General features: G+C 48.5%; 12 protein-coding genes and 3 pseudogenes. 10 read left to right on the forward strand and 5 right to left on the reverse strand.

What is annotated here, in order from left to right:
* The first annotated feature begins 80 nt into the window (after nt 1–80).
* The 3 genes and pseudogenes from P150_RS0107865 to P150_RS17110 form a co-directional block, all read left to right on the forward strand.
* Nucleotides 81–713: a hypothetical protein gene (locus tag P150_RS0107865; RefSeq protein ID WP_028897211.1), complete on the forward strand. Its 633-nt coding sequence runs from the start codon at nt 81–83 to the stop codon at nt 711–713.
* Nucleotides 714–1011: 298 nt separating this feature from the next.
* A pseudogene (locus tag P150_RS17105) lies at nt 1012–1182 on the forward strand (type I methionyl aminopeptidase); the annotation flags it as partial.
* 237 nt (nt 1183–1419) lie between these two features.
* Nucleotides 1420–1606, forward strand: a pseudogene (locus tag P150_RS17110) (tRNA (adenosine(37)-N6)-threonylcarbamoyltransferase complex transferase subunit TsaD); the annotation flags it as partial.
* On the opposite strand, the pseudogene P150_RS16205 reads toward P150_RS17110, so the two are convergent.
* Nucleotides 1607–2038, reverse strand: a pseudogene (locus tag P150_RS16205) (YitT family protein); the annotation flags it as partial. It abuts the pseudogene before it with no gap.
* Nucleotides 2039–2270: 232 nt separating this feature from the next.
* On the opposite strand from P150_RS16205, the gene P150_RS0107880 reads away from it, so the two are divergent.
* The 5 genes from P150_RS0107880 to yfcE all read left to right on the forward strand — a co-directional run bounded on the left by P150_RS0107880 (nt 2271) and on the right by yfcE (nt 7220).
* A complete protein-coding gene (locus P150_RS0107880) occupies nt 2271–3566 on the forward strand; it encodes a DUF2851 family protein (RefSeq protein WP_028897212.1) in 1296 nt (431 codons plus the stop codon).
* Nucleotides 3567–3986: a thioesterase family protein gene (locus tag P150_RS0107885; RefSeq protein ID WP_028897213.1), complete on the forward strand. Its 420-nt coding sequence runs from the start codon at nt 3567–3569 to the stop codon at nt 3984–3986.
* 127 nt (nt 3987–4113) lie between these two features.
* A complete protein-coding gene (dprA, locus tag P150_RS0107890; protein WP_028897214.1) occupies nt 4114–5238 on the forward strand; it encodes a DNA-processing protein DprA in 1125 nt (374 codons plus the stop codon).
* 407 nt (nt 5239–5645) lie between these two features.
* Nucleotides 5646–6581 carry a hypothetical protein gene (locus P150_RS0107900; protein ID WP_028897215.1) on the forward strand — a complete coding sequence of 312 codons (936 nt, stop codon included), beginning with the start codon at nt 5646–5648 and terminating at the stop codon, nt 6579–6581.
* Nucleotides 6582–6677: 96 nt separating this feature from the next.
* Complete coding sequence (gene yfcE / locus P150_RS0107905) at nt 6678–7220, forward strand: phosphodiesterase (RefSeq protein ID WP_028897216.1); 543 nt, start codon at nt 6678–6680, stop codon at nt 7218–7220.
* 65 nt (nt 7221–7285) lie between these two features.
* Here yfcE and dusB read toward each other — a convergent pair whose 3' ends face one another.
* On the reverse strand, nt 7286–8251 hold the full coding sequence (gene dusB, locus P150_RS0107910; protein ID WP_028897217.1) for a tRNA dihydrouridine synthase DusB: 966 nt from the start codon (nt 8249–8251) through the stop codon (nt 7286–7288).
* A gap of 156 nt (nt 8252–8407) precedes the next feature.
* Between dusB and P150_RS0107915 the strand changes: the two genes are divergently transcribed.
* Nucleotides 8408–9010 (forward strand): hypothetical protein, encoded by a 603-nt coding sequence (locus tag P150_RS0107915; RefSeq protein WP_028897218.1) that lies wholly within the window; start codon nt 8408–8410, stop codon nt 9008–9010.
* A 254-nt stretch (nt 9011–9264) separates the two neighbouring features.
* On the opposite strand, the gene P150_RS0107920 is transcribed toward P150_RS0107915, so the two are convergent.
* The 3 genes from P150_RS0107920 to dapB all read right to left on the reverse strand — a co-directional run bounded on the left by P150_RS0107920 (nt 9265) and on the right by dapB (nt 12486).
* Complete coding sequence (locus P150_RS0107920) at nt 9265–9981, reverse strand: WbqC family protein (RefSeq protein WP_081819301.1); 717 nt, start codon at nt 9979–9981, stop codon at nt 9265–9267.
* A gap of 162 nt (nt 9982–10143) precedes the next feature.
* The gene (locus tag P150_RS0107925; RefSeq protein ID WP_028897220.1) at nt 10144–11673 is read right to left on the reverse strand and encodes a S26 family signal peptidase; all 1530 of its coding nucleotides are present in this window, start codon (nt 11671–11673) and stop codon (nt 10144–10146) included.
* Nucleotides 11674–11730: 57 nt separating this feature from the next.
* A complete protein-coding gene (gene dapB, locus P150_RS0107930; RefSeq protein WP_028897221.1) occupies nt 11731–12486 on the reverse strand; it encodes a 4-hydroxy-tetrahydrodipicolinate reductase in 756 nt (251 codons plus the stop codon).
* A gap of 654 nt (nt 12487–13140) precedes the next feature.
* Between dapB and ruvB the strand changes: the two genes are divergently transcribed.
* The gene (ruvB, locus tag P150_RS0107940; RefSeq protein ID WP_028897222.1) at nt 13141–14178 is read left to right on the forward strand and encodes a Holliday junction branch migration DNA helicase RuvB; all 1038 of its coding nucleotides are present in this window, start codon (nt 13141–13143) and stop codon (nt 14176–14178) included.
* Nucleotides 14179–14282: the final 104 nt, after the last annotated feature.

A 14282-nucleotide genomic window follows, 5' to 3' on the forward strand; every position in this document is an offset into this window, starting at 1 on the left:
TGATGTTGTCAGGCAACACGATATGAGAAAGAGGCAAAACATGCACTCCAACTTGTCAAATTTAAATTTAAGCAATTATTATGAAGAAAATTAAACTTGTTTTTGTGTTTTTGATGCTGTGCTTGGCGGTTTCCGCCCAAAAAGTATCCATGCCTTCCAATCTGCTTGGCGAGTATTTCGGCAATGCGGAGGTGGAAACTACCAGTGATGAACATCCTGAAGGATCCAAGACGAAGAAATCTTTTTCGGCGGTCATCAGTAAAGACGGCAGTGAAACATATAAAGTTGTTATTAAGGGGTACAGTCTGGGGGGAGAGAAAATCAAGGATTTCAGCGTCAAGGAGTTGATTTTATTATTCGATAACCCAACTGGAAGGTGGAAAATATTCCAAGAAAATACGGCATATATAGGCTTTCAAACAGAGAGTGGCAAGGAGTTTAATGTCTTTGTTTCCGTAGATAATGCAGAAAGTTGGATTACATCCGAGGGAGAAATGAAACTTGTGTTTTATGCCACTTATAATAACAATTCTGTGTTTATGACTACTTCCTTTACGGGTAAACTCAAGAAAACGACAACAGGTATTGAACGCATGGATACTGCTGAAAAGGGGGAACTGAAAAGCAATATCTTCAACTTGCAGGGGCATCGCCTCAGGAAACTCCAAAGGGGAATCAATATCGTAAACGGGAAGAAGATTTTGGTGAAGTGAGTTGTTCTTGCTCCACGGAATTAGTCTCTTATGACATCGGTTAACATTTGCTTTGATTAATCCTGCAAACTGATACGGTTTGCAGGATACTTTTTATGTAAAGGGAGAAACTTGCTTATCACAGAAAGAGTGGGGAGACATTTTGTTAACCGTTACTAGATGGCTTTGGTTTACTGGCCGCCAGCAAACAATATATTTTTCAGGCCATAATCAGTTCTGTTCGCCTTAAAAGTGTTCTCTTTGCATACAAATAAAAATACATCGATATGGTTTTCAACAAGAAAAAAGATGGCATTGTATGCCCGGGCAACCTCTTTCGGAACTCGACAAGAAGGTGATGTACTGGGAAAATAAAGGCAAGTTGGTGCCTACGCGTGCCATGGTGCGCACCCCTGAACAGATAGAGGGCATACGTATAGCCGGACGTCTGAACACCGGTTGTTTGGACGCTGTGGAGGCAGCCTATCGATGAGGCCGACCCTTACGGATGGGAGGTTATATCGGGCGACGAACTGCCGTCGGCGCAATGGGAACACACGTTTCTCATGATCGAAACCGGCGTGGAGGTGCTGTCGCGATAAGAAATGATACATCGGGCAGATGACAGATGTCGGTCGGCTCGACCGCGACGAGAGCGTCAAGTATGCTCTGTGGGTCTTGTCCGACGGTGTGACTTATCCCCAATTTCCACAAATCAATCAGAGCAATGGAAGAAAAGACAGACATATATATACTAGGTATAGAGAGCAGTTGTGACGACACGTCGGCTGCTGTGTTGAAAAAACGGCGTTCTGCTGAGCAACATCACGGCATCTCAGGAGGTGCATAAGATCTATGGAGGCGTGATGCCCGAGTTGGCCAGCAGAGCGCATCAGCAAAATGTGGTGCCGGTGCAACACACGTCCCAAGGATATATCGCGATACTTGTTTACGATGGTCGCAACGATGTCTGAACCACCCGAACTGCCGTTGTAGGACAGGCAGAAACCCAGTCCCAGTCCGCAGAATATCGCTCCGATGAGTGCCACCATAAACGGCTGGTCCTGAAGAATAGTGGGATTAGGGAAAATTTCGCGCAATACGGTAGTTACCAATGTGAGTGTAAGCACGCCGTAGATGGTCTTGATGCAGAATTTCAGTCCGAGCGTCTTCAGAGCGGCAGCCAGCAGAATGGAATTCAGAACAAGATAGGTAACATATACCGGTGTGTTGAAACCCCAGAAAACGATGGACGACAGACCGGCAACACCACCATTGCCGATATGGTTCGGCAGCAGGAATATCGTCCAGCCTATGCCATAGGAAATACATCCTATCGTAATCATAATGTAATCAAGGATTTCGCGGTAAAGCGATTTTTTTTGAAATTTTCAGTTCCATAAGCTCAAATGATGTAAAATTTACTGCAAAATTAGACAATAAATTAAAGAACACCAAATCCTGACTGCACTTTTCATAGCTTTGTAGAAAGCATTTCCATAAACAAAAAATGAGGAGAGTGCGATGGAAATCCTTGGAATTTTAGTATATTTGCATTCCATTAACCAATTATCCATTATGGAGAAATTCATCCATTATGTGTGGAAACACAGGCTTTTCCCCCTTTCCGAACTTGCAACTACTGACCATCAGCCAGTAGAGATAATTGACACGGGACTGCACAACCACGATGCCGGTCCCGATTTCTTCAATGCAAAAGTGAAAATCGGCGGCACCGTATGGGTGGGAAATGTGGAAATACACCACAAGGCGTCCGACTGGTATCTGCATGGACACGAAAAAGATGCACGTTACAATAACGTGATTCTGCACGTAGTGGGCGTTTCCGACACGATGGTAAAGAAGGAAAACGGAGAAATTCTGCCTCAGTTAGTGCTCCCCGTACCTGTTTCGGTGGAGCAGAACTACAAGGAGCTGCTCGCCACAGACCATTATCCGCCGTGCTACAAGATTATCCCCACGCTCACCCGACTGATGATTCACTCGTGGATGACGGCCTTGCAGACCGAACGGCTCGAACAGCGCACAGCAGCCATACAGCAACGGGTGGACGACTGCAACGGAAATTGGGAAGCCGCCTACTTCGTTACGCTGGCACGCAACTACGGATTCGGTATCAACGGCGACGCTTTCGAGCAATGGGCGAAGCACATTCCCCTGATTGCCGTAGACCATCACCGAGACGATTTATTCCAAATCGAAGCCATCTTTATGGGACAGGCCGGACTGCTGGAGCTGAAATCCGTTCCCGAACGCTATCAGGAGGAGGCCGTCCGTGAAGGCTATTTCGGCAGACTGAGAACCGAATACCAGTATCTGGCGCATAAGTTCTCGCTCAATCCGATTGAGGCGGGACTGTGGAAGTTTCTCCGGCTCCGTCCGCAGAACTTCCCTCACATCAGAATTGCGCAGTTGGCAAATCTCTACTATCAGAGAAAGGCAGGTCTGGTAGCCCTCATAGACTGTCAGACCATCGAAGAAGTGGCCGAACTCCTGCAAACACAGGTTACGCCCTACTGGGAAATGCACTATACCTTCGGCTCGGAGAGCACCAAAAGCAGGAAAACGCTCTCGAAAGCATCCCTCCAACTGCTGATAATCAACACCGTGGTGCCGATGCTCTTCGCCTACGGGCGGCACAAGTCTTCGGAAAAGCTCTGCGGCCGTGCCTTCGATTTCCTCGAAACGCTGAAAGCAGAGAACAATCACATCGTGCGAATGTGGCGTGAAGTGGGCTTGGAGGTGGATTCGGCGGGCGACTCACAGGCACTCATCCAACTGAAAAAGGAATACTGCGACCGGAAGGACTGCCTCCGTTGCAGAATAGGTTACGAATATTTAAAAGCAAGATAAATGAAGACAAACAAGAATTACATTTATGAAACCCGTATGGAGGTGCGCGATTACGAGTGCGATATACAGGGAATTGTGAACAATGCGAATTACCTCCACTACACGGAACACACACGACATCGCTTCATTCGCTCGCTCGGAGTGAGTTTTGCGGAACTCCACGAAAAGGGAATTGACCCCGTAGTGGCGCGTATGCACCTTGAATACAAGACGCCGCTGGTATGCGACGATGAATTTATTTCGCGCCTTGCACTCCGAAAAGAAGGCGTGAGATACGTATTCACGCACGACCTCTATCGCGCCGGCGACGAGCGTCTCTGCTTTCACGCCGAGGTAACCCTCGTGATTCTGACCAACGGAAAACTCGGTCCGAGCAAGGAATACGACGAAGCATTTGCGAAAGTAATTCCAAACTTCTAACGCCTTCTCGCGAAAGAGGCGGGCAAAGGATGGCTGCCGTGCGGTAGTCTGGCGCATCTTTTCACTCCGTCCATCGGCTCAGCCATCCCCGTCGTTGCCCCGTTAGTCCTCATTAAAGTCTTCTGTTATGGATTCAGAAACACTCTACGCCGTTGCTCTGGCACGTATCAGCTATTTCAATTCCGCCGCATTGCTCGCCCTCTATCAGAGGACAGGCTCTGCAACGGCTGTCATTGAGAACCGAAACAACATAAGGGACATACTGCCCGATGCTTCGCCACACCTCGTTGAGGGTTTGCAGGATATGGATAATGCCCTGAAACGGGCTGAAGAGGAACTGAAATACAACGAGGAGCACGGCATCAAAATACTCTGTTTCAACGATGCTGACTACCCACAGCGTATGCGTGAATGTGCCGATGCGCCTTTGGTGCTATTCTATAAAGGCAATGCCGACTTGAATAAAAGGCATACTATCAATATCGTCGGCACTCGCCACTGCACCACCTACGGTCAGGAACTCATCAGAATATTCACGCGTGAACTGCAGTCGCTCTGTCCCGACGTGCTCGTATTCAGCGGTCTGGCTTACGGAATAGACATTGCAGCCCATCGGGAGGCACTCAGCAATGGAATAGACACCGTGGGAGTGGTGGCGCACGGACTCGACGACATCTACCCAAGAGGGCACCGGGAGACGGCAACCAAGATGATACAGCAAGGCGGTCTGCTCACGGAATACACCACACGGACGCAGCCCATAGCCAAGAATTTCGTGCAGCGCAACAGAATTGTAGCCGGATGCTCGGACGCCACCGTGCTCATTGAGTCGGCGGCAAAGGGTGGCGGTCTCATCACTTGCAGCATTGCACGCAGCTATCATCGCGATGTCTTTGCCTTTCCCGGTGCCATTGGCGCAGAGTTCAGCGAAGGCTGCAACAACCTGATTCGCGACAACGGCGCAAGCCTCATCACATCGGCCTGCGACCTTGTGAAGGCTATGAACTGGGACGGCGACGTGAAACTGGAGAAAGCGCAGAAGCAAGGCATTGAGCGCAGCCTTTTCCCCGACCTTTCGGCAGATGAGCAGGCCATCGTAAACGTGCTGAAAAAGAACAATGACCTGCAAATCAACCTCCTTTCCGTGCAGAGCAACATCGCAATATCAAGACTGACGGCGCTCTTGTTTGAGTTGGAGATGAAGGGAGTGGTGAAGACAATGGCCGGAGGATGCTATCATCTTTTAGGATAATTCAAGATTCAGGCAGTCATTATCCATTTCTAATTATTCACGTTTTGCCTTATTCTAGTACGTTCTCCCCTGTTCCGGACACAGGTTCTGCAAGTATCATTTTGTGCAGTTGAACACACGTTTTGCAAATGACCGAAGAATGCAATGCAATCTTCGGTCATTTGCGTTCCGTTTTTGCGAAGATTGCATTGCATTCTTCGCACGTTTGAAAATCGGAAAAATATCCGTTGATTTTCAGTTACTTACAAGTTGCATTGTGTTTCTCGTGTTCCGTAAACCCGAAGTGCAGTTTGACAAAAGGATAAACAGGCTTATTTATTGCTTTGCAGATACTGAACTTATTCAGAAAATGTTGTTCTTTTGCAGATTATTTATTATCTTTGTGTTTGAAGAAAGGGGACGATACTATGGAAGTGAAAGACATTTTTGAACTCGGAAAGCAGGGAAGAACGGAGGAAGCCTATGCTGCCATCCGACCAATGTATGCTGCGCACAAAGGACATTACACCACGATTGCGATGTTCTGGGTGGGTGTTGATATGATGCAGTTGCGCTATCAGCAACGAAAGCTCGCAGAAGCCTACAAGATTTTCCAAAGTCTGCTGCGCCTTTATCCCACGATGGACGACAAAGAACTGCGGGGGCAGTCGGCTATGATGCGTGCGGCACTACTCGTTTTCGAGCATCATCCGGACTTCTCTATGCTCGAGTTCATCACGGATTGGGGAATCGGAAAACTCTCTGACGAGGACTGGACGATAGGCAACAGCAACGGGCATCCTGTTCCTTCGATTGCTATGCGTGTAGTAGGCAAGGTTTTCAAGGAAGTGGAGGGAAAGCCCACCGTGGATATGGCACTGAAAGCTGCTCCGATTCTCGCAGAGGCACTGAAGCACAGCCCCTACAATATGAACAATCAGCGTTATAAGGCTATGATCTACAAGATAATGGGCAAGAAGGACAAGGCTATCAACATCTATCGGCACCTGCTTCGGAACCATCGCCAGTCGTATCTATACCACGAACTTTCGGAGTTGATAGAGGACCGGAGCTGCAAGATAGCCCTGCTCTGCAAGGCAATAGTGAACCAGCGTGAAGAGAAATACCGACAGCGTATGCGTTTCACGCTCGCAAATATGCTTTTCAGAGACAACAAGCCCGGGGCAAAGTATGAGTTGGAAAAGTGCATTGCTGCCCGAAAGCAAGCCGGATACACCATAACTTGGGAAATGCAGAATCTTTCGGCAAGTCTAAAGGAAGTGGTTGCTGCGAGCGATATGGCGCAAAGGAGCTTTTACAAGGAACAGGAAAGGGTTGTGGAACGCTTAATCCGTGGTTCGTAATTCCGTATTTCCCCTGTCTGCCCGTCCCTGTTTCTGTGTCCACTTGTTTCCGTTTTTCAAAAAATCCTATTACCTTTGCGAAAAATAAAAGACACTATGAAGTATTTATTGGTTTCAGATATCCACGGTTGCCGTCCGGCATTGGAAAGAGTATTGAGGTTCTACGACGAAGAGCATTGCGATATGCTCTGCATTCTCGGCGATATATTGAACTACGGGCCGCGAAATTCCATACCGGAGGGACTCGATCCGAAGGGAATTGTGGAACTGCTGAACGAACGTGCGAAGGAAATTGTAGCCATCAGGGGCAACTGCGACGGCGAAGTGGATCAGATGCTGCTGCACTTTCCCATCCTCGGCGACTATCTTCTGCTCGTAGATGAAGGCAGAAAACTGTTCCTTACCCACGGCCACATATACAACAAGGATCAGATGCCGCGGGGAGATTTCGATGCCGTCGTCTATGGACACACGCACCTTTGGGAGTTGACGCCGCAGGGCGGAACGCTGATTTGCAATACCGGCTCCATCACATTCCCGAAAGGAGGCAACGAAGCAACGTTTATGACCTATGAAAACGGAGTTTTCACGGCGTATAATATGGAAGGCGAGAAGCTGAAGGAGGCAAGGATAGGATAGAACTGACGGAGGGAAGATTATCAAGTAATCTTCCCTCCGTCAATTCTGTTCACACTTCTTCGGTGCTAAATTCCTTCTTTCAGCCGTTCCCTGCACATTTCCAGTATTCCGATAAGCTCATCCATCTTGCCCGCACGCAGCATAGCGATGCGCGTTTGCTTGAAGTCGGGGATGCCTTTGAATATTGGCGACGCAGCCAGATGACGGCGCGTGTGCAGAATACCCCGATATTCGTCGATGCGCTCCACGTTGATGCGCAGCATTTCTTCGAGCACGTCAAGCTTCTGGTCGAGCGTCAGAGGGGCGGATGTCTGTTCAGCAAAGAGCCAAGGACAGCCGAAGGTGGCACGGCCAATCATCACTGCGTCCACGCCGTACTGTTCAAAACGCTCGTTCGCCTGAACAACGCTCATCACGTCGCCGTTGCCTATGATGGGAATGCGTATGCGTGGATTCTTCTTTACCTCGCCAATCAGCGTCCAGTCGGCTTCGCCGGTGTACATCTGTGCACGCGTTCTGCCGTGTATGGTCAGTGCCTGAATGCCGCAATCCTGTAATTGCTCGGACAGTTCCGTAATAATGAGGCTGTTGGCATCCCATCCGAGACGCGTTTTCACGGTAACGGGAGTGTTTACGGCTTTCACTACTTCGCGCGTGATGTCTAAAAGCAGAGGCACGTTGCGCAACATACCCGATCCGGCACCCTTTCCTGCAACCTTCTTTACCGGACAGCCGAAGTTGATGTCGATTACATCAGGCTTTACCTGCTCTACAATCTTCGCCGCTTCTACCATCGATTCCACGTCCCGGCCGTATATCTGTATGCCGACGGGGCGTTCCTCCTCGTTAATGACAATCTTATTGAGCGTCGATTTAATGTTGCGCACCACGGCTTCAGCCGAGACAAATTCCGTGTAGACCATTGCAGCACCGAAACGCTTGCACATTCGCCGGAAACCTATGTCTGTAACATCTTCCATCGGTGCTAAGAACAGGGGACGTTCTCCAAAATCTATTGTTCCAATCTTCATAGGTGCAAAGGTAAGAAAAAAATAGCAAAAGCCTTCAAATAACACTTTTTGTCGTCTCTTAGACTTTGTTCAGTTCATTTATAACTAATTATAGGCACGGAAAACGGCTGTCTGAAAAATTATCCATACTTTTGGCGCATCTAATATGACTGTTGAATGTGCAGAAGATATATTTTTATTCTATTGGCATTATGGGCATCGGTTCAGACGAATGCACAAGAGACATTGGTCTGCGATGGGCTGACCAAGTTTCCTTTGCGCGACATCAAGGTGATGGCAGATGGCAAACTGATTGGGAAAACCACCTATCTCGGGCTGATTCAACTGCCTGATTCGTTCCAGACGGCTACCTTTTCGGGCGAAGGCTTTCGCAATGAGAAGCTCACGCGTGAAGAAGTTCTGCGCGATACCGTCTTTCTCTATCCGGCCAAAAACTATCTGAACGAAGTGGTGGTAATAGGAAAACATATTGTCAGCGGCAAGGATCTGCTGGCCAAGATGCCCAAACGCGACATTTTGGAAGAGGCACCTGCACACGCAGTCGGAGAATTTGATTTCGGCCTGATGCTCGACAAGCGTTTGAGAAGAGACAAAAAGCACGTGGCACAACTGAGAAAGATATTCAAGAAGCTCGACGGCACCGACACCGAAGACCCTATTATGCGAGCATACAGGGAAACAATGCTCGAAAAGAAAGCGAAGCGGATTGCCGAGGAACGAAGGAAGGAGAAGGAAAGAAGGGAAGGTTATGCGCCGTAGGACGGCAGATTAGATAGCCAAACACCCATTGTTGTCTGCATTCAGACTTATCCTTAAATTCGGGTGTCGAAGTACGATTTCCAAGTAACCGAAGATTGCACGGCAATCTTCGCAAGAATGCAAGACAAACGTGCGAAGAATGCGTTCCATTCTTCGCACGTTTGCAAATGAATATTTTATCTGTTGATTATCAATTACTTATATTCGTACCTGGTATATTCTCGTCGCCTTGTCCCCTTACCTCAAGTTCAGGCTTACAAATACAATATTGCCTCGTTGCCTTCATTGAAAAGAAGGTCGAGGATGCTGAGATTGGGCTGGAAAGGATATTTATGGCGGTACACCTGATAGTAGGTCTTGGGATGGAAATCGGCATCCTGCAACGGTTTCTTCGGATGAATGGCTTCACGGAAGTCGGAATAAGGGTATTCTGACGCTTCATCGGCAATGGGAATGAACTCCGTTGAGAAACTGTATTTGGGACGAACATCGAGCAATTCGCACATCTTCTCCATAATTGCCGTGTTGAAGTCGAGCAGATAGTCCCACTTCTTTTCAAAGAAAGGGCGTATGTCGTCCTGATAATACTCGAAGAACGGACTTTCGCCATACGACGATAGCAGCGCATTCCAGTGCAGATGACGCCAGTTGGCGTGGTCGCTGATGCGCACATCCTTCATTTCGCACTTGCTTCCCTCGAACTTCTCCACGGGGATTGACAGCGACTGCAAGCCGTTTGCCGTCGCTATCACGCACCGGTTCCGGTAGGTCTGCTTCACGAAATGGTCGTGTTGCTCAATCACGCACTCGTACCTGTTGAGCTTCTGATACCATTGCACGGGACCAAAATAGGCAGAAGAGAGAATGCACACCCTGCCATTATCTGCCCTTGCTCCCTGTTCTTCCCCACAAGGATGGGAAACCGCCGCTGCTCCCTCACGGCATTTGCCGTTATTATCTGATGAAACCATATTCAAATGTTACTTTATCTCATTATTATTATATGCTCCCCTATCAAGTGGAATGAGTCTGATAAGGAAACAAAAAACGCAAGCAGAAACCTCTGCCTGCGTTATATTCCGCTCTCCTCTGCATAAAGGAGAAGCAAAGGATAAGCCCGCCGAGAGCCACCTTTACTTTATATTATCCACCCACGTGAACAATCGGCTCCACCGAATACCACTCAATCCCTTTCTGTCAGGGTCGCTCGACCACCATACGAACAGTGGTTTGCCCACTATATGGTCTTCAGGCACGAAGCCCCAATAACGGCTGTCGGCAGAGTTATGACGATTGTCGCCCTGCATCCAGTAGTAATCGAGTTTGAAGGTGTACTTGCTGGTCTGCTTGCCGTTGATGAAAATCCTGCCGTTCCTCACTTCGAGGTCGTTGCCTTCATATACCTTGATGCAGCGTTCATAGACCGGAAGGTTGTTCATCGTCAGTTCAATGCTCTTTCCCTTTGCCGGAATCCATACCGGACCGTAGTTGTCGCGCGTCCAGTTATGATATTGATTGAGCGGATATACCGGTCCGGAATAAACATCCTTGTCCGTAACAAGGCGCATTTCCTTCACGACTCCCCTGCTCTTCAGTGCCGAAGCCGCATTCCTTGTCAGCGGCAAATAGCCGTCGTATTGCAAGGCAGCATTGTTCAGAATCAGTCCGTTGCTCACGTCGCAGCCGTGCAGACGGGATATGCTCTGCACATCTTCCACGCTGATGCCCAGTTCCTTGCGCATATCGTCGTATTCTTCGCCGAGGAAATCGGCAGCCGTGATGTTGTTCAGCTTCACGAAATAGGTGTACTGCACGTTGTCCGGCTCCTTGTTTGCCTTTCCGTCGAGATAAACCACCTTGTTCTTGATCTGCAACGTCTGTCCCGGAAGACCCACGCAACGCTTCACGTAGTTCTCACGACGGTCTGCCGGACGCGAATCTATCACTCCATACGTCTGCGCATTTGCGGCAATGTAGCCCCGTCCCTTTGCGTATGCCTTGGCGTAGAAGTCTCTCTGCTCCATAGGATTCATATTACGGACGTTCAGCGTAGGATTCTCCTGCATCATCATATTGAGTCCGAGGGTGTAAACCGTCTGATAAAAATCCTGTGCCTGATAGTTAAGATCGCTCATAATGGTGTCGCCGGCAGGATAGTTGAACACCACGATGTCGTTTACCTTCACTTTTCCGAGTCCCTTCACGCGACGATATTCCCAGTGTGGTTTCTCAATATAGCTCTTGATATTGAAGAAAGGCAGCGTGTGCTGCGTGAGCGGCATCGCCAACGGAGTCTGCGGAATGCGCGGGCCATAGCTCACTTTGGAGACGAAAAGATAGTCGCCGGTAAGCAACGATTTCTCCAATGACGAGGAAGGAATCACATAGTTCTGGAAGAAGAACTGATTGACGAAATATACTGCCACGAGCGCGAAGACGATAGCGTCCACCCAGCTCATTACGAATCTCGCCGGTCCTTCAAAATTCTTCCACCACTGCCACTTTATTTTCTTCGTGATGTAGACATCGAAGATGAACGGAAGCGCGAAAAGTCCCAACCAGCTCTTCACCCAATACAGGAAAAGGAGATAGAGTAGTGTTACGATAATGAACTTAGCCCATTGTTTCTTTGGGTTCAGTTTAGCTTTTTCTTTATCAATCATTGGTTTGTTTTTATCAGGCACACCGTCCCAGAAAGACGGGCAGCCCAGTATTTATTTTCAGAACTTAAAAAGGTCGCTTGTGGTCAGCAGTCCGCTGTGTTCCTTGGTGTATTCGGCGGCAAGCACTGCTCCGAGCGCAAAACCCTTGCGGCTGTGCGCATCGTGGGTGATGGTGATGCTGTCGGCTTCGGAATCGTATCTGATGCTGTGTATTCCGGGCACTTCGCCGCGACGGATGGAGGCTATCGGCACTTCGTTTTCGGCTGCGTCGTTGCTGCCCTCTTCGCTTCCGTCGGCATTTGTCTGATGTCCTTTTACCCAATTCTCCTTTCGGTCAAGGTTAGAAATCAGCTCTTCGGCCAGCGTAATCGCAGTACCCGACGGCGCATCGAGCTTATGTACGTGGTGTGTTTCCTCCATTTCCACATCGTACTGTGGGAAACCGTTCATAATCTTTGCCAGATAACGGTTCACGGCAGAGAAAATTGCTACGCCGATAGAGAAATTGCTCGCCCAGAACAAGGTTTTCCCTCCCTCCGTGCAGAGCCTTTCTATCTCCTTTCCGTGCGTCTGCATCCATCCCGTAGAGCCGCTTACCACCTTCACATTGTGCTCGAAGGCTTTCAGATAGTTACCATACGCAGCAGTAGGATTGGTAAACTCAATCGCCACATCTGCCGAGGCGAACTCGGGAGAATCGAAATCCTGAGGATTATCTACATCTATCTTGCAAACTATTTCGTGTCCGCGATCGAGCGCAATCTGTTCAATCATCCGCCCCATCTTGCCATAGCCTATCAATGCTATCTTCATAATCAGATTTGTTTTAAAACATTGCAAAGTTAGCAGAATCCATAGATAACACAAAATATATTCATTATTTTTAATGCTTTATCACGCTAATTGTTAGGCTCGTAACGCCTATTTCCATTATCCTCTTCCAAATAATGAAAGAACGGCATTTGTAAATTAATTTTCATTCCCGTTTCGTCTGAAAAGCAATCGTCGCACGTTTGCACGCCATTCTTCGCAAGATTGTGCTGCATTCTTCGCACAAATGCAGCGCAATCTTCGTAAAAATGGAACACGAAACAACGACGCTCATAAATCACTCAATATCAATCTGTTACAAAATAAATGAAAAGATACGGCATAAAACAATAGTGTAAATATTTTTCATATATGGTTCTGTGCAGAGCGACGGCGTTTTAGAGCATCAAGAAAAGAGCAAACAGCTTGCTCTCTCATCTTGAATGCGATTGCAGTTTGTGAAAGCAATAAAGAAACGTATGGAAAAAGGAATACCCTAAAAGCAAATTTGGCAAAGTCTTCTCCGAAAACACGGTGCTTCGGCAGCGAATCTTTATTCCTTGTTGTCAATTCTCGATTTTATTGGTTATCTTTGCAGAGAATATAGTGTTCACTCGTTACTTTGAATTTTACTGCAAAACGATACGGAAATACGATATGGATGAAGATTTCGACATAAGAGAAGAAAGGCTGACTTCGACCGAAAAGGACTTTGAGAATGCGCTACGGCCTCCCTCGTTCGATGATTTCAGCGGACAGGGAAAGGTGGTGGAGAATCTGAGAGTCTTTGTTGAGGCTGCCAAATACCGTGGCGAACCACTCGACCACACGCTCCTTCACGGTCCACCGGGCCTGGGAAAGACCACGCTGAGCAACATCATTGCCAACGAACTGGGCGTGGGCTTCAAGATAACCTCGGGACCGGTGCTCGACAAGCCGGGCGATCTGGCAGGCATTCTCACTTCGCTCGAGCCGAACGATGTGCTCTTTATCGACGAAATCCATCGGCTTTCGCCCGTGGTTGAGGAATATCTGTACTCGGCAATGGAGGATTATCGCATCGATATTATGATAGACAAAGGGCCTTCGGCACGTTCCATACAGATAGACCTGAATCCGTTTACGCTCGTCGGCGCAACAACGCGCAGCGGACTGCTCACGGCTCCGCTCCGTGCCCGCTTCGGTATCAATCTTCACTTGGAGTATTACGACCCCGAGACGCTCAAACGGATTATCAAACGTTCGGCAAGACTGCTGAAAGTGCCCATTGAAGACGATGCAGCCATAGAGATAGCACGCCGTTCACGTGGCACGCCCCGTATCTGCAACTCGCTGCTTCGCCGTGTGCGCGACTTTGCACAGGTAAAGGGCAACGGAACGATTGACCCTCAGATAGCACAGTCGTCTCTCCAGTCGCTGAACATCGACCAGTACGGACTGGACGAAATAGACAACAAGATACTATTGACGATTATCGATAAGTTCCGTGGCGGACCTGTCGGCGTGTCTACTATCGCCACGGCTATCGGCGAAGATTCGGGAACGGTGGAGGAAGTCTATGAGCCTTATCTTATAATGGAGGGCTTCATCAAGCGAACGCCGCGCGGACGTATGGCAACTCCGCTCGCATACGAGCATCTGGGACGGAACATCTTAGGGTCATCGGCAGCCGAACCCGATTTGTTCAGTCTGTAAGAGGGCGAGCGAAGCGAGTTTACAAGTGGACAAGGGACAAGTGAACAAGGAGACAAGTTTACGAGTGAACAAGTATATTACCATATCAAGAAAACAACGAGAAA

Source organism: Prevotella sp. HUN102 (assembly GCF_000688375.1).
Taxonomy (GTDB): Bacteria; Bacteroidota; Bacteroidia; order Bacteroidales; family Bacteroidaceae; genus Prevotella.

Excerpts from the sequence above, each read along its gene's own strand:
- P150_RS0107865 (WP_028897211.1), top strand. The coding sequence starts at position 81 with ATGAAGAAAATTAAACTTGTTTTTGTGTTTTTGATGCTGTGCTTGGCG.
- P150_RS0107880 (WP_028897212.1), top strand. The coding sequence starts at position 2,271 with ATGGAGAAATTCATCCATTATGTGTGGAAACACAGGCTTTTCCCCCTT.
- P150_RS0107885 (WP_028897213.1), top strand. The coding sequence starts at position 3,567 with ATGAAGACAAACAAGAATTACATTTATGAAACCCGTATGGAGGTGCGC.
- dprA (WP_028897214.1), top strand. The coding sequence starts at position 4,114 with ATGGATTCAGAAACACTCTACGCCGTTGCTCTGGCACGTATCAGCTAT.
- P150_RS0107900 (WP_028897215.1), top strand. The coding sequence starts at position 5,646 with ATGGAAGTGAAAGACATTTTTGAACTCGGAAAGCAGGGAAGAACGGAG.
- yfcE (WP_028897216.1), top strand. The coding sequence starts at position 6,678 with ATGAAGTATTTATTGGTTTCAGATATCCACGGTTGCCGTCCGGCATTG.
- dusB (WP_028897217.1), bottom strand. The coding sequence starts at position 8,251 with ATGAAGATTGGAACAATAGATTTTGGAGAACGTCCCCTGTTCTTAGCA.
- P150_RS0107915 (WP_028897218.1), top strand. The coding sequence starts at position 8,408 with ATGTGCAGAAGATATATTTTTATTCTATTGGCATTATGGGCATCGGTT.
- P150_RS0107920 (WP_081819301.1), bottom strand. The coding sequence starts at position 9,981 with ATGGTTTCATCAGATAATAACGGCAAATGCCGTGAGGGAGCAGCGGCG.
- P150_RS0107925 (WP_028897220.1), bottom strand. The coding sequence starts at position 11,673 with ATGATTGATAAAGAAAAAGCTAAACTGAACCCAAAGAAACAATGGGCT.
- dapB (WP_028897221.1), bottom strand. The coding sequence starts at position 12,486 with ATGAAGATAGCATTGATAGGCTATGGCAAGATGGGGCGGATGATTGAA.
- ruvB (WP_028897222.1), top strand. The coding sequence starts at position 13,141 with ATGGATGAAGATTTCGACATAAGAGAAGAAAGGCTGACTTCGACCGAA.